This window comes from Methanocaldococcus bathoardescens, assembly GCF_000739065.1.
Taxonomy (GTDB): Archaea; AGJL01; Methanococci; order Methanococcales; family Methanocaldococcaceae; genus Methanocaldococcus; species Methanocaldococcus bathoardescens.
Genome location: NZ_CP009149.1, coordinates 633,144 through 654,588 on the forward strand (window position 1 = coordinate 633,144; position 21,445 = coordinate 654,588).

20 protein-coding genes and 2 tRNA genes are annotated in these 21,445 nt (G+C 30.1%); 15 read left to right on the top strand and 7 right to left on the bottom strand.

What is annotated here, in order from left to right; genetic code table 11:
- The first annotated feature begins 2 nt into the window (after window positions 1-2).
- The 3 genes from JH146_RS08555 to JH146_RS03205 are packed head-to-tail and all read left to right on the top strand — an operon-like array spanning window position 3 to window position 4,737.
- Entirely contained in the window at window positions 3-1,235 is a 1,233-nt protein-coding gene (locus JH146_RS08555; protein WP_081874455.1) for a transglutaminase-like domain-containing protein, read from the top strand.
- 1 nt (window position 1,236) lies between these two features.
- Complete coding sequence (locus JH146_RS03200; RefSeq protein WP_048201662.1) at window positions 1,237-4,170, top strand: DEAD/DEAH box helicase family protein; 2,934 nt, start codon at window positions 1,237-1,239, stop codon at window positions 4,168-4,170.
- A gap of 30 nt (window positions 4,171-4,200) precedes the next feature.
- Window positions 4,201-4,737: a BsaWI family type II restriction enzyme gene (locus JH146_RS03205; RefSeq protein ID WP_161754774.1), complete on the top strand. Its 537-nt coding sequence runs from the start codon at window positions 4,201-4,203 to the stop codon at window positions 4,735-4,737.
- Window positions 4,738-4,739: 2 nt separating this feature from the next.
- Here JH146_RS03205 and JH146_RS03210 read toward each other — a convergent pair whose 3' ends face one another.
- From JH146_RS03210 to JH146_RS03225, 4 genes are all read right to left on the bottom strand, one after another.
- Entirely contained in the window at window positions 4,740-5,960 is a 1,221-nt protein-coding gene (locus JH146_RS03210) for a methionine adenosyltransferase (RefSeq protein WP_048201663.1), read from the bottom strand.
- 129 nt (window positions 5,961-6,089) lie between these two features.
- Window positions 6,090-6,770, bottom strand: coding sequence for a KEOPS complex subunit Pcc1 (locus JH146_RS03215; protein ID WP_048201664.1), 681 nt, complete (start codon window positions 6,768-6,770; stop codon window positions 6,090-6,092).
- A 74-nt stretch (window positions 6,771-6,844) separates the two neighbouring features.
- A tRNA-Gly gene (locus JH146_RS03220) sits at window positions 6,845-6,920 on the bottom strand.
- A gap of 34 nt (window positions 6,921-6,954) precedes the next feature.
- Window positions 6,955-7,030, bottom strand: a tRNA-Gly gene (locus JH146_RS03225).
- A 219-nt stretch (window positions 7,031-7,249) separates the two neighbouring features.
- Between JH146_RS03225 and dnaG the strand changes: the two genes are divergently transcribed.
- The 10 genes from dnaG (at window position 7,250) to JH146_RS03275 (ending at window position 13,108) form a co-directional block, all read left to right on the top strand.
- Window positions 7,250-8,512: a DNA primase DnaG gene (dnaG, locus tag JH146_RS03230; protein WP_048201665.1), complete on the top strand. Its 1,263-nt coding sequence runs from the start codon at window positions 7,250-7,252 to the stop codon at window positions 8,510-8,512.
- The gene (locus JH146_RS03235; RefSeq protein ID WP_048201666.1) at window positions 8,505-8,816 is read left to right on the top strand and encodes a UPF0058 family protein; all 312 of its coding nucleotides are present in this window, start codon (window positions 8,505-8,507) and stop codon (window positions 8,814-8,816) included. The genes dnaG and JH146_RS03235 overlap by 8 nt, the downstream gene beginning before the upstream one ends.
- 19 nt (window positions 8,817-8,835) lie before the next feature.
- On the top strand, window positions 8,836-9,702 hold the full coding sequence (hisG, locus tag JH146_RS03240; RefSeq protein WP_048201667.1) for an ATP phosphoribosyltransferase: 867 nt from the start codon (window positions 8,836-8,838) through the stop codon (window positions 9,700-9,702).
- A gap of 126 nt (window positions 9,703-9,828) precedes the next feature.
- Complete coding sequence (gene rpl7ae, locus JH146_RS03245) at window positions 9,829-10,182, top strand: 50S ribosomal protein L7Ae (RefSeq protein ID WP_048201668.1); 354 nt, start codon at window positions 9,829-9,831, stop codon at window positions 10,180-10,182.
- Between the two features lie 79 nt (window positions 10,183-10,261).
- The gene (locus JH146_RS03250; protein WP_012980426.1) at window positions 10,262-10,489 is read left to right on the top strand and encodes a 30S ribosomal protein S28e; all 228 of its coding nucleotides are present in this window, start codon (window positions 10,262-10,264) and stop codon (window positions 10,487-10,489) included.
- A 55-nt stretch (window positions 10,490-10,544) separates the two neighbouring features.
- The gene (locus JH146_RS03255) at window positions 10,545-10,757 is read left to right on the top strand and encodes a 50S ribosomal protein L24e (protein ID WP_048201669.1); all 213 of its coding nucleotides are present in this window, start codon (window positions 10,545-10,547) and stop codon (window positions 10,755-10,757) included.
- Between the two features lie 81 nt (window positions 10,758-10,838).
- Window positions 10,839-11,930 (top strand): DNA cytosine methyltransferase, encoded by a 1,092-nt coding sequence (locus JH146_RS03260; RefSeq protein ID WP_173400808.1) that lies wholly within the window; start codon window positions 10,839-10,841, stop codon window positions 11,928-11,930.
- A 76-nt stretch (window positions 11,931-12,006) separates the two neighbouring features.
- Window positions 12,007-12,219 (top strand): hypothetical protein, encoded by a 213-nt coding sequence (locus tag JH146_RS03265; RefSeq protein ID WP_048201671.1) that lies wholly within the window; start codon window positions 12,007-12,009, stop codon window positions 12,217-12,219.
- Complete coding sequence (locus JH146_RS03270) at window positions 12,186-12,629, top strand: PIN domain-containing protein (RefSeq protein ID WP_048201672.1); 444 nt, start codon at window positions 12,186-12,188, stop codon at window positions 12,627-12,629. The genes JH146_RS03265 and JH146_RS03270 overlap by 34 nt, the downstream gene beginning before the upstream one ends.
- Window positions 12,630-12,676: 47 nt before the next feature.
- Window positions 12,677-13,108: a RecB-family nuclease gene (locus tag JH146_RS03275; protein WP_048201673.1), complete on the top strand. Its 432-nt coding sequence runs from the start codon at window positions 12,677-12,679 to the stop codon at window positions 13,106-13,108.
- Window positions 13,109-13,148: 40 nt separating this feature from the next.
- Here JH146_RS03275 and JH146_RS03280 read toward each other — a convergent pair whose 3' ends face one another.
- Together JH146_RS03280 and JH146_RS03285 are read right to left on the bottom strand one after the other, a co-directional pair.
- On the bottom strand, window positions 13,149-15,431 hold the full coding sequence (locus JH146_RS03280) for a DHH family phosphoesterase (RefSeq protein ID WP_048201674.1): 2,283 nt from the start codon (window positions 15,429-15,431) through the stop codon (window positions 13,149-13,151).
- Between the two features lie 175 nt (window positions 15,432-15,606).
- Entirely contained in the window at window positions 15,607-17,469 is a 1,863-nt protein-coding gene (locus JH146_RS03285; RefSeq protein WP_048201675.1) for a threonine--tRNA ligase, read from the bottom strand.
- Between the two features lie 109 nt (window positions 17,470-17,578).
- Between JH146_RS03285 and JH146_RS03290 the strand changes: the two genes are divergently transcribed.
- Together JH146_RS03290 and JH146_RS03295 are read left to right on the top strand one after the other, a co-directional pair.
- Entirely contained in the window at window positions 17,579-18,688 is a 1,110-nt protein-coding gene (locus tag JH146_RS03290; RefSeq protein WP_048201676.1) for an APC family permease, read from the top strand.
- Window positions 18,689-18,748: 60 nt separating this feature from the next.
- Window positions 18,749-20,305 (top strand): 2-isopropylmalate synthase, encoded by a 1,557-nt coding sequence (locus JH146_RS03295; RefSeq protein WP_048201677.1) that lies wholly within the window; start codon window positions 18,749-18,751, stop codon window positions 20,303-20,305.
- Window positions 20,306-20,313: 8 nt separating this feature from the next.
- Here the strand turns inward: JH146_RS03295 and JH146_RS03300 are convergent, their stop codons facing one another.
- A complete protein-coding gene (locus JH146_RS03300; protein ID WP_048201678.1) occupies window positions 20,314-21,378 on the bottom strand; it encodes a PDDEXK family nuclease in 1,065 nt (354 codons plus the stop codon).
- Between the last annotated feature and the right edge of the window lie 67 nt (window positions 21,379-21,445).

The following is a 21,445-nucleotide window of genomic DNA, read 5'->3' on the forward strand; positions in this document are numbered from 1 at the left end:
ATATGATTTTTAAACAACATATAATAAATTTTTTGTATAATTTTCGATACAATTATATAGACGGAAGACAATATATACCAACAAAAAAGGATGTTGAGGATGCCAAAATTCTTGCTGAAAGGTTAAAAGGAAAAACAGATGCAGAAACACTTAATAATATCATTGAATGGCAAGATCGAAATATCTCTTACTGGACAGAACGAGGATATTTGGATCTCTCATTATCTCCTGTTATTTTGGTTGGATACGTACTTGTTTTTGCATTTATTTCAATTCCAATTTTTATTTTCTTATATCTTTTATTAACAAAGTTTCTTATTCTTTCGAATAATTTATCTACTTGGTTATCTTTATGTTTAACTATTTTATTTTTCATTTGGATTATATTAAAAGCAAATACATCTTTAAAACTTATATATTTGGTATTGTTTTCGTATCCTATATACGAATTAGTAAAATTTATACTTCTAAAAAATCCAAGAGCAGAAACTATTTCTAAATTATTAAACATAACAGTCCTCAATTGGGTAATTTTCGGTATTTCCTTATTTTCTCTTTGTTATCTTTCTATGATATACTGGCTATTCGTTAGAAATGAAAAGTCGTTAAAAAATAAATTTAAAAAAATATTAGATTTAATAATTTCAACCTTTAAAACTTCTCTTACAACTAATGAGATTTTAGAATATAAATGGGCTATCTGTAGAGATTATGCAAAGCTTACAGCATCTCTTTTGTTAAATCTATATCCAAAAAATAAGATCTACTTCCTTACTTTTCCAAGACATGTAGCAACAGGTATTGAAATTAATGGGAAAATATATATTTTAGACCAAAAAATGCCAATTTTAACACCAAGTGCTTGGCTAAATAAGTGGAATGTAAATGAAGCTAATTTGTTAGAATTAAAGAAAGAAAATAATAAATTGCATGTGGAATATGTAGGAAAAATAAGAAGAGATTTTAGCATAAATTTTAACCAAAAATGGTTAAAAGAACTATTAAAAGAAGTTATAAATGCTATTAATGAAAATAGAGAAAGAGTTGATTATATTATCAAAAAAGGATTAAAATTTTATGATATTAATGATGACATTATAAAAGAATCATTAGTCAGAATGATAAAATATTATCTTCAAAAAGAATTAGTGAGTAAATTTTGTAGAATACATGATATAAAATTAAACAAAAAAGGAGAGGACATAGTTATAAATATTAAGCTAAAAGGTGATTAAAATGATCATTAGACCAATCCTCCAATCAATAGTGGAAGATATTGATTTTGACGAATTGCCAAGCAATTGGAATTTATTGGATATAAAAAATTTCTCTAAGAGTAAAAAACTATATAAATTTCAACAAAATGCCTTAAAAAATGCTATAAAAACCTTATATCTCTACTTTAAAGAAGATAACGCAAACAAATCAAAATTTTATAAGAAATACAAACTTAATGGATTAAATGAGGATTTAGAAAAAACCTTGGATATAAAAATTTCAAAAAAAGACATTTTATCAATTGTTGAGCAGTATTATCCAATAGAAAATCAAAAGTTAAAATTCCAGCATTTGATAAATAGGGCATCATTTTGGATGGCTACTGGAAGTGGAAAAACTCTATTAATCATAAAGCTTGTTGAAATATTAAAAATGCTAATGGATTTAAATGAAATCCCAAAAAAAGACATCCTAATATTAACACATAGAGATGATTTAATAAACCAATTAAAAAAACATGTTGATGAATTTAATGAGTTATCAGCAGAGAGAGGATTTAAAATACATCTATTTGAATTAACAGAATATGACAAAATAAAGAATGAAAACCTTATGACTTATTTCAATGAAATTCCTATCTTTTATTACAGATCTGATTTAATAAGTGATGAGCAGAAGGAAAAAATCATCGACTTTAAAAATTACGATAACAATGGAGATTGGTATATAATCTTAGATGAGGCACATAAGGGAGATAAAGAGGACTCAAAGAGACAGATGCTTTATTCCATAATGTCAAGAAATGGATTTTTATTTAACTTTTCAGCAACATTTACAGACCCAAGGGATATTGTAACAACCGCATACAACTTTAACTTAGAGAGATTTATTAAAGAGGGATATGGAAAACATATCTACATATTAAAGCAAGAAATGAGAGCATTTAAAGAGAAAGAGGATTATAACGATGAAGAAAAACAAAAAATTGTCTTAAAATCATTAATTTTATTAACCTACATCAAAAAAATTAGGGAGAAAATAAAAGAAACAGCTAAAAATATTTATCATGAGCCATTGCTTTTAACATTGGTAAATACTGTAAATCTTTCTAAAATCAAAGAAGAAAAGCCAGATTTAATCTTATTCTTTAATGAGTTAGAAAAAATAGGAAAAGGAAACATCAATAATGATATATTTGAAAAGGCAAAGGAAGAGCTAATAAAAGAGTTTTCAGAGAAACCAAATCTAATCTACGAGGATGAGCCAATTAATATCCATGAAGATATTATTAAAAGCATAACAATCGAAGACATTCTTAAATATGTTTATAATTCAGAAAGTTTTGGAGAGATTGAGGTTATAACTATCCCCAAGAAAAGCCAAGAGGCAATATTTAAATTAAAAACAAGTGATAAGCCATTTGCTTTAATTAGGATTGGAGATGCCATAAAATGGATAAAAGAGAATCTTAAAGGTTATAATATTGAGGAGTCTTATGATGATAAAAGCATTTTTGAAAATCTCGATGAAAGAGAAGATATAAGCATTTTAATGGGTTCAAGGGCATTTTATGAGGGTTGGGATTCAAACAGACCAAATATAATCCTCTTCATAAATATTGGAAAAAGAGATGCTAAAAAATTTGTTATTCAATCAGTCGGTAGAGGAGTTAGAATAGAACCAATTAAAGGAAAAAGAAGGAGATTAAAGTTTTTATACAACACAGGAGAAGATAATGGTTTATTTGAAAAGATTAGTAACTATATTCAACCAATAGAAACATTATTCATCTTTGGAACAAATAGAAAAGCATTAAGTGAGGTCATATCATCCTTAAAAGTAGAAAAACTTGAAGAAACAATCAAATTAGCTAAGAATGAAAACGCAGAAAAATATAACTTATTAATCCCAATATTCAAAGAATCTACTAAAAAATTATATCAAGAGGGAGAACCACAAAAATTTGAAATCTCTAAAGGTTTATTTGATGCTATTGATAAATACTTTAATTCTTTTGATGATAGAATCATCATAGTCCAAAATAACATAACACCAGAAACATTATCAGTTATTAGAGAGAGCTTAAAAGATAAAGATAAATACTACAAATTTGTTGATAGTCAAAATATTCCATTAAATATTGCAATACAAAAGTTAATATCTCACTTTAACTTAAACATTGAAGAATTTGATAAATTTAAGCAATTAGAGGATGAAATAATCCATTTCAAAAAGATTAAGGTATTCCTTAACTCTGAAGATGAGATTAAAGAACTAAAACAAAAAATAGATAAAGTTATAAATTATGAAAATATCCCAAAAGATATATTAGAAAAACAATTATTTGAAGATGTTAAAGCAGGAAAAATATCATTTGAAGATTTCCAAAAAGAACTTGAAAAAATAAAAACTATGTCAAAGGAAGAGCAATTTAAAGATTTAAAAATAAAGCACATATTAAACCATTATTATATCCCAATTATCCTTTCAGAAAAAGAGAAGATTGATTATATAACTCACATAATAAAAACCAAAAGTGAGGTAAAATTCATAGAAGATTTAGAAAAATATATAGCAAATAACGAAATAGATGCCGATTGGTGGATGTTTAGTAAGATAGATGAACATTTAGATGAGGTCTATATCCCATACTATGACCCAGATAAAAATAAAATCAGAAAGTTTAAGCCAGACTTTATATTTTGGATTAAGAAAGGAAATAACTACTTTATAATATTTGCTGACCCAAAATCATCCAAATACACTGACTACGAGCATAAAGTTGACTGGTTTAAGAAATATTTTGAAGAAAACGGAGAACCAAAAGAATTTGAATTTGATGGAATTAAAATAAAAGTAATGCTTTATCTATACACAGAAGATGTTAATAAACTATCAGAAGGTTATAAAAAATTCTGGCTTGATGATGTTAGTAAAATATTTAAATTATAAATTTTTTGTGTTGAAGTTTGAGGGATTGTCATGGAAATAAATGGATTAGAGAATGATGAACTTCAAAATGTTATATATAAATATATTAAAAAATCATTGGAAGCTACTGGACTAAAAGTAACAACTGATAAAATTTTAAGTAGCCAGAATTTGCCAGAGGAATTAGATAAAGTTAAAAGATCAATAGCAGTAAGTTATGATAGATACTTCTTCCTTCCAGATGCTGACATTGTTGTTTATAAAGTTGAAAATAATGATGTAAGGGTAATAGCAATTATTTCAGTTAAAAATTCTTTTAGAGAAAGAGGATTTGAAACAACCTATTGGAAATTAAAATTAAAAGAATCTCCTGTAACTTCCCATATAAGAGTATTTTTAGCCACTCCAGACAAAGATAATGAGATTTCATATAAATGCCCAAATGGAAGACCTAAAAAAATGAGGATAATTTTAGAATATGAACTTGATGGAATTTATTTCTTAAAAGAAGATTTTGAAGAAAGTGAAAAAGCAAAACATTTTGAAAAAATTATTGATGATATTATAGAGATTTCCAAAATGTTATAAGGTTAGAATGTAGTTACTTTACCTTCAACAATCATTTTTTGAACTTTCATAATGTTATCTAACCATTTATTAGCTATTTCTTTTGCCTTTGGCTCAATATCCTTTATATCATAACCATTTTCAGTTATAATTTCTATATCTAATGCCTTTGGCTCATTAATTGGCTTACCTATTTGGCTTAATATTCTTACATAACACTCCTTAACTCCCTCTAATTTAGCAATATCATTTGCTATTAAATTAGCTAAGATGTTGTAGATTTTACCAACGTGGTTTACTGGGTTTTTACCACTTGCTGCCTCCATACTCATAGGTCTGAATGGAGTTATTAATCCATTAACTCTATTCCCTCTTCCCACTGAACCATCATCTCCCATCTCTGCTGAAGTTCCAGTAACTGTTAAATAAACACTTTCTCTTTCGTAATCATCTGCGGTGTTTATATTTATCTCAACATCATATCCATCAGCTATCTTCTTAGCTAAATCCTCAACTTTTTCTTTTACTTTCTTAATAACCTCTTTATATTCATCAATATTTTTAACATACTTATCAACAACAGCCATAGCAATGGTTAAAGTTATTTTCTTTCCTTCTCTTAATCCCATAACTTTTATATCCTCTCCTACAGCAGGAATCTCTTTCTTTAACTCATCACTATTTAAAAATCTCTCTGTTTCTAAAACCAATCTTTCTGTTGTTGATAATGGAGCATAACCTACTCCAAATGATGTATCATTAGCTAAAGGAACTTCATTCTTTTGCCTTTCAAAGACATCAACTAAATCCATACTTCCTTGTCCAATTCTGCAGTCAATAATTACATCTTTATCAACATCAACATTTCTTAAAACTTTCTTTAAATATTCCTTAGCTGCCTTAACTGCAGTTGTTCCTACTGGGAGCTTTATAACTTCATTTTTCTCCTTATCTAAAATTTCCATTGTTGCTCTACCAGATAATAAAATATAAATAGGGCTTACCATTACTCCTCCTCCAAATTTAGGATATGCATGTCCTCCTACAAGCTCAACTTGGTCTGTGTTGTGGTGTAAAATAGTTCCAAACTTTTCAATATACATCTTACATAAAGCCCTACTAACGCTCTCAGCTATACCATCACAAATTGAATCTGGATGTCCTAAACCCTTTCTTTCAACAATCTCTACTGGTCTTTCTTCAATTGGTTCAACATCTAATTTTTTTACAATTATATTTCTCATCTATATCACCATGTCCTAATTATCAATAGTAAAAATGATAAGATAAATTTTTTATATTTAAAGTTAATCCTTCATTAAAAATAAAAATCTAAAAAACAATAAATTAAAAAAATATTGAAAAATATTTGATTAAATTCTCTTTACCATCCTCAACCACTCTTTAACAATTTCTTTCTTCTCAAATCCTAACTTTTTATAAAATTCAATTGCATTTTTATTCTCAACTCCAACCCACAACTCAACAATATTTCTCCCATTTTTCTTAGCATATTCAATAGCTTTATTTATTAAAGCTGTTCCAATCCCTCTTCCTCTAAAATCTGGGTCAACAAATATTTCGTGGATTTCAGCAACTTCTCTTTTCTCTATATTACTTATCCAATTACAATCACAGGCTATAAAACCAATAGGCTTTCCATTAATTTCACAGACAAAAAATCCATCTTCATCTCTCTTCATCAACCATTTAAAATACCATCTTACCCATTTTTTCTTTTTATAATAATATTTATCAAAACCTCTGTATGCTTTATAATATAGCTCAAGGAAGTCATCTAAATCATCTTTAGTTACGTTTCTTATTGTATAAGTTTTTATTAGATTATAAACTTCCATAGCCGCATTTTGGCATCTAAAGAAATCATCCAATATTGATTTTAAGGAACCTATAGAACGAGTTTTAACATACAATATAGGCTTTTTCTCACATTTTAAATTAATTTCAATATCCTCATTAGTGTAGTTATCAACCTCTAAGCTTTTACAAACTTCTTTTGGAATATCCAAATGAAGTTTTAAATAAACTCTCATAATCTCACAGGAAAAATTTTAAATTTATTAATTTAATTTTATGGATATAAGGAAGTAAAATAAAAAATAAATTATGGTGCGCCGGCCGGGATTTGAACCCGGGTCGCTGGCTTGGAAGGCCAGAGTGATACCAGGCTACACCACCGGCGCATGTCCAAATCAAGCCCGGCTAATTAAAGCCTAGTGGTGCGGCCTCCGGGATTTGAACCCGGGGTCCGGGCGTGGCAGGCCCGTGTGTTACCAGGCTACACCAAGGCCGCCCATTCCAAGCCCGTTGTAAGCAACAATAACATACGCAGAACTACTATATATACTTTTCGGTTTTATTGTGTTAAATATTTTAATTAATATTTCAAATATAAGAAAGAGCACCAAAATAAAAATAATTTTTTATACTTTGATTTGTTCTATTAGATATGTTAGATATTGTGAGATTACTCTCACTCATGAGACCGGTAGAATTATTACTGGTGATTATCATGGATTTAGGAACTACTAGGTATATCATTTATGCTGAACTCATTGCTGATGGTTACGTTGAAAAACATGATGTTATTGGAGCAATATTTGGGCAGACGGAAGGATTGTTGGGAGATGAATTAGATTTGAGAGAGCTACAAAAGACAGGAAGAGTTGGGAGAATAGATGTTGAGCTAACTAACATTAATGGAAAGTCAATAGCTAAGATAACAGTTCCATCAAGTTTGGATAGGATTGAAACATCAATATTAGCTGCCACTTTAGAAACAATTGATAGAGTAGGGCCGTGTGTAGCAACAGTTAAAGTAATAGACATTGAAGATGTCAGGAAGAAGAAGAGAGAATACATAGTTGAGAGAGCTAAAGAGATTTTAAAGCAGTTGATGAGCAATATTGATGTGAATACAATTGTTGAAGAGGTTAAAGAAAGCGTAAGAATGGGAGAAATTATTGAATATGGTTCTGAAAGATTACCAGCAGGTCCTGCAGTTGATAGCTCAGATGATATTATAATTGTTGAGGGAAGAGCAGACGTTTTAAACTTATTAAGATGTGGTATTAAAAATGTGATAGCTGTTGAAGGAACTTCAGTTCCTAAAACTATTATAGAGCTTAGTAAGAAAAAGATAGTAACTGTCTTTACAGATGGTGATAGAGGAGGAGAGCTAATTTTAAAAGAGCTATTACAAGTTTGTGATGTTGATTTTATAGCAAGAGCTCCTCCAGGAAAAGAAGTTGAAGAGTTATCTAAAAAAGAAATTATGAAATGCTTAAGAAGCAAAATCCCTGCTGAACATATATTGGCTCAAATATTAAAAGATAAGCAGAAAGTTGATGAAAAAATTATATGCAAAGATGAAATTAAACATGTAGAAGTTCAAACAATACCTGAAATAAAATCTGAAATAAGTATAACCTCTAATGAGATGGAAGTTTCAAGTGTTGAATGTAATCCATCTAACGATGAACTATCTCCTAAATATAACAAATACCGAAAGTTTTATGAAAAACTTATTAAATTAGAAGATTCTAAGGCATTAATTATTAGTGGAGATGATGAAGAAATTGTTGATATTAAAGAGTTGGTTGATAATATAGATAGCTATAAAACCGTTGATACAATTATAATTAATGGAACTGTTACTCAAAAACTTATAGATATTTTATATGAAAAGACAAATTTAATTTTCTGTAAAGATACAAAAATTATAAAAAAGCCAGTAAATTTAGCAGTCATCACTTTTGGTGATTTAAATGCATAAAGATGAGCTGATTCAATTACACCAACTCCTCATCTATTTAAGAAAATATATTGAAAAAAAATATAATTGCGATAATAACGAATTTAAAGAGTATGATGAGTTAAATATCTATCCCCACCATATACATAGAACAAAGGCAGAGCATATATATGCCATCTTTTTACTTTCAAGTATTATAGCAAAAATTTTATCCGATAATGGAAAAATCCCAAGAAGCGTTTCAAATCTGCTTAGAGTTAGTGGAGAGAAAATAAAAAAAGAAATTCAAAGAAAGAGAGGAAAAATAAAAAATATAAACTCATAAATTTTTATTACGTGAGAAGATGATAATGTTTGCATTGCCAAATAAAGGGAGAATTTCAGAGCCAGTAATGAAAGTTTTAGAGAAGGCAGGATTAAAGATTACAGTTAAAGGTAGGAGTTTATTCGCCAATACTGTAGATGATAACATTAAAGTAATGTTTGCAAGGGCAAGAGATATTCCAGAGTTTGTGGCTGATGGTGTTGCTGATATAGGAGTTACTGGCTATGATTTAGTTTTAGAAAGAAATGTTGAAGACAAAGTTGATTTTCTGTTAGATTTTGGCTTTGGATTTGCAAAATTGGTTTTAGCTGCTCCAGAGAGCTCAAATATAAATAGTGTTGATGATATCAAAGAGGGGATGAGGGTAGCGACAGAGTTTCCAAATCTAACAAAAAAATACTTTGAAAAATTAAATAAGAAAGTTGAAATTATTGAACTTAGTGGTGCAACAGAGATAGCTCCATTTATAGGAATAGCTGATTTAATTAGTGATTTAACATCTACAGGAACAACTTTAAGATTAAATAGGTTAAAAGTTATAGATGAGATTGTCTCATCAACTACAAGGTTAATAGCCAATAAAAACAGCTTAAAAGATAAAGAGAAGAGAGAGAAAATAAATCAAATAGTTATTGCAATAAAAAGTGTTTTATTTGCTGAAACAAAAAGATTAATTATGATGAATGCTCCAAAAGATAAGGTTGAGGAAATTAGAAAGCTAATTCCAGGAATGGCTGGTCCAACAGTTTCTAAGGTTTTATCTGACGATAATATGGTAGCTATTCATGCCGTTGTTAATGAGGATGAGATATTTACCTTAGTTCCTAAGCTTCACGCTTTAGGGGCGAGAGATATATTGATAGTGCCTATTGAGAGGATTTTATAAATTTATCCAAAAGTTTTATATACTAAAAGTCAATAAGTTGTTATACCTATTCTACATCCACGATGATACGAGTGGGCAATTCCCTCCGGATTGCCCATTTTTAAAAGATGAAGGAGGTTGAAAGCTATGGCAGTTTATGTAAAATTTAAAGTTCCAGAAGAAATTCAAAAAGAGTTATTAGATGCAGTTGCAAAAGCACAAAAAATCAAAAAAGGAGCTAACGAAGTTACAAAGGCAGTTGAAAGAGGTATCGCAAAATTAGTTATTATTGCTGAGGATGTTAAGCCAGAAGAAGTTGTTGCTCACCTTCCATACTTATGTGAAGAAAAAGGAATTCCTTATGCTTATGTTGCTTCAAAACAGGACTTAGGTAAAGCTGCTGGATTAGAAGTTGCTGCATCATCAGTTGCTATCGTTAATGAAGGAAATGCTGAAGAATTCAAAGCATTAGTTGAGAAAGTAAATGCTTTAAAGCAGTAAATTATTAAATTAATTAATATACATCCTATACTCAACTTTTTTATAAATTTTTAAATTTTCATTATTTTAGGTGATGAGGATGGAAGACGAATTTGTTTATAAGGAAGCAGTAGCTGCTGAAGTTATTGAAGTTATTGGTAGAACAGGAGTTACTGGAGGAATTATACAAGTCAGATGTAAAATCTTAGGTGGAAAAGACACAGGTAGAGTTTTAGTTAGAAACGTTAAAGGTCCAGTTAAAGTTGGAGATATTATCATGTTAAGAGAGACAGAGAGAGAAGCAAGACCATTAGATAGAAGAAGATAAATTAATTCAAAAATTATTTTAAAATTATTGAAACACTAATTAAAGAGGGATAGCTATGCCAGAATGGAGAACATGCAGTTTTTGCGGTTATGAAATTGAACCTGGAACAGGAAAAATGGTAGTAGAGAAAGATGGGACTGTATTATATTTCTGCTCATCAAAATGTGAGAAAAGCTACAGAATGGGAAGAAACCCAAGAAAATTAAAATGGACTAAAGTTTATCAAGATATGAAAGCAGAGTTAAAGAAAGCTCAAGAATCACAATAAATAATGTTAGCTTTTTTGATATTTAATTTAAATTTTGAAAATTTACTTTCATTTTTTGAATAACATTTTATTTTGGTGATAATGTTGAAATTTATTGATTTGTTTTGTGGATGTGGGGGATTTTCAAGAGGATTTGTAGAGGAGGGTTTTGAACCGTTAGTAGCTATAGAGTTAGAAGAAGATGCCGCTTTTTCTTATGCATTAAATTTTAATGGTAAAATATATGAAAAAATAAGACCAGGAGAATTTAAATTAAAGGAATTAAAAGGTTTTGTTGGAATCTATCCATTCAAATTTCCTTTTGAAGAGGAAGATATAAAGTGGTTAAAAAGGCTGGGAACACTAAATGAAAAAACTGAAAAACTAAGTCCTGTTGTTATTAATGATGACATTAGGGAAATTCATTCACTTGAAATAGAAAAGTTCTGTAAAAACAAAAAAGTAGATGTTATTATTGGAGGTCCGCCTTGTGAAGGCTATACAGGAGCTAATCCAAAAAGAGAGAAAAATCCTTATGATAGATTGTATAAAGATGAAACTGGAAGGTTAGTTTTAGAATATATAAGAATTGTTGGGGATTTACAGCCAAAAATATTTGTTATGGAAAATGTTCCTGGCATTAAAGAAGTTAGGGGAGAGATAATAAAAGAGTTTAGAGAAATTGGTTATGAGGATGTTTATTTCAACACATTAAAAGCAGAGGATTATGGAAATCCATCTGTTAGAAGAAGAGTTTTTGTTTCAAACATAGAAATAAATCCAGAAAAAACTGAACCAGTTCCTGTTATTGAGGCGATAGGAGATTTAATGTATAAAGGTAGAGATGTCCCAAATCATGAATTTGCCGCTCTACCTGCAAGGTTTAGGAAGAGAGTCCATAGATTAGGATGGGGAGATGCATTTATTTATTTCAAAGGAGCTAATAGGAGGTTGGGGAATTACATAAGGTTGCATCCACTTAAATTAGCTGAGACAGTTATGGGTAAAAGATTCTTTATCCACCCTTATGAAGATAGATTATTAACACCAAGAGAACAGGCAAGGTTGATGAGTTATCCTGATTATCATCTATTTGCTGGAGGTATAAGAAGTTGCTACAATCAGATTGGGGAAAGTGTCCCCGTAGCTTTAAGTAGGGCTATAGCTAAGGTAGTTAAGGAGAATCTAAGATGAAGCACTAAGTGCATTAAATTTTTTATATTAAATTTTTATAACATGAAAAAATATGATTTATAATATGGTGATTTTTATGGGAGAAATTGAAATAAAAAACCTTGAAAATCTTTCCATTGAAGATATTGAAAAAACACTCAAACAATTAAAGAAAAAAGAAAGATTATTAAAGAAAATTCTATTAGAAAAGTTAGTTGAAGAGTTAAATCTAACAGAAAAAGATTTAGAAGATTTTGAAAAAGCACGGGAGGAAGCATGGAAGGAGGAGAAGAAAAAATTGGGCTTGTAGTTGATGCAAATATTTTATTCTCTGCTTTAATAAAGGATACTTCAATCACAAGAGAATTAATTACTTCAGACATTTTTGATATTTATTGCCCAGAATTTATTTTTAACGAGTTAAAGAAATATGAAAGATTTATAATCTCAAAAAGAGGAAAAAATAATCAACTTCTCACTTATAAAGAAGCTGTAGAGACATTGTTATATTTTATTAAAGTCATACCAACTGAATTTTATGAAGATAAGATTAAAGAAGCTTATAAAATAATGAAAGACATTGATGAGAAAGACACTCACTATGTTGCCTTAGCTTTAAAACTAAACTGTCCAATTTGGAGCAACGATAACGATTTAAAGAAGCAAAATGAAGTTAAGGTTTATAATACAAAAGAGTTATTAGAAGAATTTTTTAAATAAATCATTCTTATAATAAAAAATTACAAAAAATTAAAAAGGTGAGAAAAATGTTCATTTGCTTACACAACACATACAGTGCTAAGCAGGTAGAAGAGTTTGGAAGAATTGCTTATGGGTTTGATGTCAATACCATAGTTGTAACAAAGGCAACAGCATCAGCTGCTCAGAGTGGAATCCCAACACTGCATAAAATGGCATACAAATTAGGAAAGAATGTTTTATTCTTTGAAGAGTTAGATGATGCCATAGAGGTTTTAAGACCTGAAAAGGTATTTTTAATTGGAAATAAAAGTATCTGTGATGAGAAGTTAGATTTTAATGAAGTTGGAGAAAATGATTTAATTGTCTTCTGTGGAGCTTCAACTGGCTTTACAAAATTAGAGTTAGAGAAAGGTTTAGGAAGATATATAGTTGAAAATGAGATTGGAGCTTTAGGTAATTTAGCTATCTTCTTATACGAAATGAGCAAAAAAATCTAAAAAATTATTTTTTATTATTTTTTGTTAATTTTTCACCTAATCACTCTTTTGGCTTCATATTTTTGATGATTTCAATAAATCTACCAATTACTTTATCTCTCAGCCCTTCAACAAATTTTAAGCTACCTGCACACTCATGACCTCCTCCATCCAAAGATGCCTCTGGAATCTCTTCCATTAACTGCTCAACTATTAGGTTTAAGTTAAAGTTATATTTCTCATGAACCGCATCTGTAGCTCTAACAACTCCAAAGTCAGGACCATAAGAGAGAGTTATAATTGGCTTATCCTCACCATATTTTTGGACTATATAATCATGAGCAAATCCAGTGGTTTTTCCTGGAGCTGGGAAAGTGAATTTGTGAGCATATTTTTCAACATCTAAGGTATTTAATATAATTCCATTCTCTAAGAACTCTGTTTTTAAAGCTGGAATAACTGCTTTCATCTGCCTTTCAACCATCTTCATTGCCTGCTCATACAATATATCTATAAGCTCTTCATGTCTTCCAAACTCTTTTATGTTTGTTGCTAATATATCATCAACAATTCCCTTACCATCCATAAATCTCAAGTAGAATGCCTCAAAATCCATACATAGGGCTATTTTCTCTAAATACTCTCTATCATAAGTTCTTCCTTTACCGTATTTTTTGCTCAATTCATTTAATCTATCAAGAGCTATTTTTATATACTGCTCCGCCTCTTCTCCTTTAGCATGGTCTCCAACAACAGCTATTCCTGGTATATGTTTAATTTCATCTTCAACATCTGGGTTTATCATTCTCGCTATTTCAGTTCCTAAAACACCAGCAGTTAAGTTGCTATCTCCTCCAACTAAATAAGGATTTACATGGGCATCTACGTAGTCATCAACCTCAACTTTTCCATCAACAACCTCTCCAGGGAAGTGGTGATCTATTACAATAACCTCTATACCATAAGCCTTTGCCTTAGATATAGCTGGGATGTCTTCATCAGTACTTCCATTATCAATCAATACAATCAAAGGCAATTTCTGCCCAAACTTCAAGGCATCTTCTATAGAGAATACTAAATCTTTGGTTACATCCTCTAATTCATAGAATGGGGCTTTTGATGGTCTTCTCTTAAAGAAGTGCCATATTGCATCAACATCTATAGCAAATTTATCAATTATTGGCAATATCGCCTTTTCTAATGCAATTCCTCCACAATAACCATCTGTATCTGCATGATGTCTAATAATTATTGGTCTTCCATCTAAAACTGCCTTTCTAATCCTCTTAGCTACATCAGCCATTTTTGGTCTCAATCTTTCTAAAACTTCACTTTTAACTAAGAATGGTATATCTTTAGCAGGTTCAGCCCTTCTATCAATTTCCTCCTCTATTTTTTTCTTAATTTCTTCTGCTTCTTCTCCTTCTAACTTATTGAGTTTTATTCTCTCAATCTGTAATCTTCCATCCCTTATTGTAACTCTCCCAATAACATCAACTATATCTCCAACTTTAACATCCGGATGAGCTCTCAAACCAGCTATTTCTAAAGCAGCTACCCAAGCAAAGTCAGTTCCGTCTGTTATTGTAAATACTGTAGGCCCTGGTGTCTGAACAATCTGAACAACCTCTCCTCTTATATGCACAACCTGGTCTCTCATCTCAACTAAATTTTGGGATATGTCCTTTATCTGAGATAATGGAACTTCTTTTTCATATTTAACTAAATCATAGGTTGTTAATGGAATATATTTGAAGTCAATCTCTCTCTTTTCGGGTCTTACATCTATTGCTTGAACTATAATTTCATCACCAATATTTAAATTTTCTAATCTTAAGCTTATCATATCTCTTGGTCTTAAAAGCCCTCTAACTTGCTCATTTAAGTTAATGAAAGCCCCATACTTTTCAATTCTTGTAACAACCCCTTTGTAAAATTTACCTGGCTCAACATCGTAAAATGTGGCAAGTTCATCAAACACATATACATTTCTAAGCCCTTTCTTTCTCTCTTCCTCTTCTTTTAAACATTTATCACATAATGTCCTATCTTTAAAGTCAGGATATTTTCCAATTATAGCTCCACATCTATCACATTTAACTACCTTCCCACTTCCACCACAAAAATCACATTTTGCATAAATTGGAACTTTCCCAGAACCTTTACACTTTGGACACTCTATCTCACCATAATCCAAGTCATAATTTGCTCTCTTAGAAACTCTTTTCATGTGTTGCTTTGGTGAAAATTCATCTATAAATCCAGTTCCCTCACACACAGGACATGTTTTATATTTAACTACTTTTTTTCCTGTTCCATCACAAATTGGACATTTTACTATCATATTCTCCCCCAAAATAATTGTAAAAAAGCTTAATGACTTTAAATTTATTAAACTATATCATTATGATGTATATAAAAAATAGCAGCAAATAATTATTTAAAAATATTGATTGCTATTTATATAGTTTTTCATGCATAAGTGCATAAAAAGATATTAGTATAGTTATAAAAAATTTTTAATGGAATTTTGGCTGTAATGAACATCTTATCGGTAATGGTAATGGTCTATATGGATATTCAGCAGTTTCTTTTTTGATTCTCTCAATCAACTCATCTAATGTCATCTTCTCTTTATATGGTTTCTTTAAGGTTGATTTTTCTCTAATAGTAACTGTTAATTTATCTGATTCCATTTCTTCATCCCCAATAACTACAACATAAGGAATCCATTCTCTTCCTGCATTTCTAATCTTTTTACTAACACTATCTTCCCTATCATCAAAATCTGCCCTAATGTTGTTTTCTCTCAACTTCTCAGCAACTTTTAAAGCATAATCATAATGCCTCTCTGCCACTGGGATAACTCTAACTTGTATTGGTGATAACCAAACAGGTAGCATCGGAGCTTTTCCATTTTCTGCTTCTATAGCAGCTTTTTCTAACAAACCACATAAAACCCTCTCAATTGAACCAGTTGGTGAGCAATGCAATATTATTGGATAAATCTCTCCTTCATTTGTATGCACTTTTATATTAAATCTTTTAGCACTCTCAACATCTATCTGCACAGTTGGGTTTTCAATAGGCCTTCCTAAGCTGTCTATGACAGCAATATCTACCTTACCAACCCAGTAGTGTTTTCTTTTTGGTAAAATTTCTAAGATAACATCTTTTCCATATTTAATTTTGTATTCCTTTGCTATTTTAAAGAACCAATCTCTATGCTCTTCAAAGAAATCTTTTGTAAATCTGAAGATTACTGAATAGCTTAGATTTAAATCATCTCCTGTTGTTAAACACTCCCAAAATTGTTTTTCAAACTCTTCCATTGCCTGCTCTAAGTTTAAGCAGACAGTGTGCATATCTGGCATTGTAAAGCATCTTAATCTCTTTAATCCAACCAACTCTCCTCTTTGCTCATATCTAAAGCTGTATGTTGATAACTCATAAAGCTTTAAAGGCAGGTATCTTGGCAATAGATACATATCCTTTTTCATCATAAACTGCCCAAAGCATGCTGCAAATCTCAACATTAACTCTCTATTTCCTTGTCTAAATCTATACTGCCTCTCACCAAATTTATCAGCATGCTCTCTAATAGCAGGATTTCCTAAATCATACATAATTGGTGTTTCTACTGGCATTGCTCCCATTTTAACTACCATGTTATAAACATAATCTGCCAATAAATCTCTAATCAACTTACCTTTTGGATACCATCTAAAGTGTCCAGGGTCTGATGCCTCTTCATAGCTACAGATATCCTTTTCTTTAATAAACCTTACATGTGGTGGTTCATCATGCTCTTTATGTTCTCTAATTCCTAACTCATGTTTAGCTAAAGCTAAAAGCTCTTCATCTTTGATTATGTTAATGTTTTCTTCACTTAGCTCAACAGCTTCTTCTGTTTCTGGGTTTAATAAATAAAACTTAGACTCTTCCCCTTTTTCTTTCTTTTCTTCCTTAGCTACAATCTTTCTTGACAATTCACTTAAAGGATGTCCTTTACAGCTGATTTTAAATGCTTTATACCATCCAAATGGCGCTCTTAAGACATTATAACCTTTTTCTCTTAAAATATTTTCAATGTCTTTTAAAACCTTTATAGCTGTTTCAGGTGAAGATAAATCGCTTGATAAATGAGCATAAGGATAAACAACAATGTTATTAACCTTTAACTGATTAGCAACTTTCTCAATCTCTTCAACTGCCCCTCTTACAACACCTTCTGGATTATTTTCATCCTCTCTCTCAACAGCAATAAAACAAGCTAAACATTCATCCAACTTACCTTTTAAATTCTCTGTTTCTTCTGCAATTTTTGTTTTTTGCTTTGCTTCAAACTCTAAATAATCAGAGTGGATTAATAACATCCTCATCATATCCCTCAATCAAATTTTAGATAAAAATAGTTATAAAAGATATATTAAATATTTTTGCTTTAAGTTGTTATTAATTTAATTAGTGAATGATTAGTTGGTGTTAATTATGGGGCATTTAACTCTTAAAGATGCTGTATTTTTAACAATAACTTCTATTGTTGGTGGAGGAATTTTTGTTCTTTCCCCATTAACTTATTTATTATTTGGAAAATCAATGATATGGGGCTGGGTTTTTTTAATATTTGTATCTTTAATTATGGCATTTCCATTTGCTTATGCATCAACAAAGATAAGTGAAAGTGGTGGGGTTTATAAGTTTATAATGAAGGTTTTAAAGAGGGAAGTTGGTGTTTTCTCTGCCTACACATTGTGGCTCTCAGGGATTTTTGCATTGTCTGGGGTTGTGTCATTTTTTGGAATTATCTTCAATACAAAATTTAATGTTCCTCATGTTGGATTATATTTGATTGTTGTTTTATGCTTTTTAATTTTAGGGGGGCTTAAGATTGTTGGCAATTTTGTTAGAATTTTTGGAATACTAACTATAACAATCATTTTATATATTGTGTTTTCAAATGGAATTAAAATTGAAAATATTGGAAATTTTGATATAAAAAATGCTGTCTTAACAATTTACTTTGGATTATGGACAGCTACTGGATGGGAAGGTATAACCATGCCATTATCTGCATTTAAAAATCAAAAAGCCATAGCTTATGGATTGTTGATAGGAACTCTCATCATTGGAATTTTATACTTGTTGTTTTCACTAACTATTATATCTTTAAACGTAAAAACAAATAATTTAAATGATATACTGAATATATTAATTGGGGACAATATATTTTTATTAGCTGGGATGTTATTAATAATTTCCAGCTGTGCGTTTAGTGTTTTATTTACATTATCTTACATGCCGTATGGGATGGGTGAAGATAGAATATTTCCAAAAATATTTGTAAAATTAAGAAAAGAAATCCCCTATTATGGGGTTATTTTAAATACTTTGCTGGTTATAATTTTGTTAATTTTTGATGCAAAAACCTTAATAGATATGAGCATGTTCTTCACTTTAATAGCATATTTTTTATTGTATTTAGCTGTGTTTAAAGAATCTTATGGAAAAATAAAAATCATCTCATTAGCTTCCCTATTAATAACTGGGATGCTAATATCGTTTAGGATTTATAATTTCATAGAAAAAATTTTTCTATAAAAATTTTTATAACATCTCAAACGAATAGGTAATTAACAAATTAAAGTTTTTGGTGGGATTATGATAATTTATAGAGAGGAAAATGAGATTATAAAAAAGGCACTTGAAAATCTAAATATTCCAGAGAGAGTTTATATTTTTGATACAACACTTAGAGATGGTGAGCAAACACCTGGTGTTTCTCTAACACCAGAAGAAAAGATAGAAATTGCCATAAAATTAGATGATTTAGGTGTTGATGTTATTGAAGCTGGTTTCCCTGTTTCTTCCTTAGGTGAGCAAGAGGCAATCAAAAAAATCTGTTCATTAAATTTAAATGCTGAGATTTGTGGATTGGCGAGAGCTGTAAAAAAAGATATTGATGTAGCTATTGAGTGTGGCGTAGATAGAATTCACACTTTCATAGCAACATCCCCACTACATAGAAAATACAAATTAAAGAAATCTAAGGAAGAGATTATTGATATAGCGGTTGAGGCAATTGAATATATAAAAGAACATGGAATTAGGGTAGAGTTTTCGGCAGAAGATGCCACAAGAACAGAGCTTGATTATTTAATAGAAGTTTATAAAAAAGCTGTTGAAGCTGGGGCAGATATAATTAATGTCCCAGATACAGTTGGTGTTATGATTCCAAGGGCTATGTATTACTTAATAAATGAGTTAAAAAAAGAAATAAAAGTCCCTATATCAGTCCATTGCCACAATGATTTTGGATTGGCAGTTGCTAATTCATTAGCTGCAGTTGAAGCAGGGGCTGAGCAAGTGCATTGTACAATAAATGGTTTGGGGGAGAGAGGAGGAAATGCGGCATTAGAAGAAGTGGTTATGAGCTTAGTTTCAATCTATGGAGTTAAAACAGAAATTAAAACAGAGAAGTTGTATGAAATTTCACAGCTTGTATCAAAATACACTGAAATTAAGGTTCAACCAAATAAAGCTGTTGTTGGAGAAAATGCCTTCGCTCATGAAAGTGGAATACATGCCCATGGTGTTTTAGCTCATGCATTAACCTATGAGCCAATTCCACCAGAATTAGTAGGGCAGAAAAGAAAAATAATATTAGGTAAGCACACTGGAACTCATGCAATTGAAGCAAAGTTAAAAGAGTTGGGAATTGAGGTTGGTAAAGATATAAATAAAGAGCAGTTTGAGGAGATAGTCAAGAGAATTAAAGCCCTTGGAGATAAAGGGAAGAGAGTTACTGATAGGGATGTTGAAGCAATAGTTGAAGATGTTGTTGGCAAATTAGCTAAAAAAGATAGAGTTGTTGAGTTAGAGCAGATAGCGGTTATGACAGGTAATAAAGTTATTCCAACCGCTTCAGTTGCTTTAAAGATTGAAGAAGAGATTAAAAAAAGCTCTGCTATTGGTGTTGGACCTGTAGATGCGGCAGTTAAAGCAATACAAAGAGCAATTGGAGAGAAAATTAAACTTAAAGAGTATCATATAAACGCCATAACTGGAGGGACTGATGCATTAGCAGAGGTTATTGTAACATTAGAAGGATATGGGAGGGAAATAACAACAAAAGCAGCAAGTGAAGATATAGTTAGAGCTTCAGTTGAGGCAGTTATAGATGGAATTAATAAGATTTTAGCAAAAAGAGAAAAATAGAAATTACATTACATAAAATCAAATAAATTTGTTTGTTTCATCTGCTTCCCAAAATTAACTTTATGTTGTTCTAAATCCACTAATAAAAGCTCTATATCAGCCATTTCACAAAGCTTTTTGGCTTTTAATATTGTATTTTTTGATGATATTGGAAAATCAGGAATTGCAAGATATAATTTATTTATTTCCATTGCTTTTTTATATATGGAAATTTGTTCATAAGCTTTTGATATGGATTTATTTGTTTTTACTTCTATTCCAATTCTTTCGTTTCCTTTCCATACCAATATATCAATTCTTGGTATTTTTTCAATTTTCTTACCAAAATGAATTTTATCTGGATTTGCAAATGGATGTGTCCAATTAAAATCGATATATTCTTCCTTTAAGCTTTTAAGTTTCTGTTCAAAAGCAACATTATATCCTAATTTTAAGAAATACTCTCCAACAACTCCCATTGTATAATCGTGTATTATTCTATTGTCTGTTTTATTATTTTTATCTGATATATGGCTTTTTAACTTTCTTTTAAGATGTGTAGTATCGCACTTTAAAATATTTGGAATTGAATTTTTTATTGCAGGTCTTATTTCAAATATATCTCCATTCTTTTGATTAATTAAATATCTTCCAATGTTAAATGATGCAATTTCAGAAAATTTTTCTAATAGATTGTTTTCTAATATATGAGAGAGATGACGATAAAACACTTGATAAAATGAATTTTTTAGATTATTTAATGTCCAAGTCAGATATTTTGTTGATTCTAAATTTTTATCATTATAAGGAGCAATTTCAAAAATGTAATCTCCACAAAGAAGATAATTAAACATCTGTTCAAAAGTGTCAAAAATCTTTGATTTTGTTTCTATCAACACAATTTCATCATTTGCTAAAAATGCTATATCCACTCTACCTTTTTCTATAGCTACTTCTGGACGAGCATCAATGCCATTTTTCCATAAACTAAGAATAACATAAAACTTAAGATTGGCTTCATTTTCATTTATAAAATAGTGTGAATATTTACATAATGGATTACACTTATTTTTAAGAAATTCATGAAGATGCATTTTATCATCTCATAAATTCAAATAAACTAATTCAACCGTCCAAAATAATAAAATGTTGGAGGGTCCC